A 499-nucleotide genomic window follows, 5' to 3' on the forward strand; every position below is an offset into this window, starting at 1 on the left:
GGCGCACATGTAGACCGGGGTGAACTCGGAGATGGCGCGGGCGATGGCGGCATACTGCTTCTGGGCGGGCTTGGCGCCGTGGGCCCAGGTGTCGGTGCGGTGGGGCCAGCCTATCCACACGCGGTCCTGGGGGGCGAACTCGGCGGGCATGAAGAAGCCGTCGGCCCTCGGGGTGGACTCGGACTCGGTGATCGTACGCATAAGATTTCCTCCAAACCGAACGATCGTCTGCCGCGGGCGGGCTGCCCGCGGCCTAGGACCAAGAGATGGCGGGCGCCCGTCCCCCGGCAGAGGTCGGGGCGCCCGGCGCCGATTTTCACGGGGTCGCACCGGCGGGCGACGACGTAGCCAGGTGCGCGGAGACAGGGCGCACGAGGGATACGGGAGAGGTGTTTAGGGCAATCTGATTGTTGCTAGTGCGGCACCCATTCTTTTCATCTACGGAAACGAAAAATTTCAGAAAAGGCAAAGGCATGCCGACCAGCTAGGCCTACCGTTG

The 499-nt window shown here is 65.5% G+C and carries 1 protein-coding gene; it reads right to left on the minus strand.

Features of this window, described 5'->3' with window-relative positions; genetic code table 11:
- The coding region (locus ACTM82_RS09040) for an agmatine deiminase family protein (protein WP_441088555.1) at positions 1-201 on the minus strand (201 nt) is incomplete at its 3' end.
- Between the last annotated feature and the right edge of the window lie 298 nt (positions 202-499).

The sequence above is a fragment of the Collinsella sp. HCP3S3_E5 genome (assembly GCF_052067635.1).
Classification (GTDB): domain Bacteria; phylum Actinomycetota; class Coriobacteriia; order Coriobacteriales; family Coriobacteriaceae; genus Collinsella.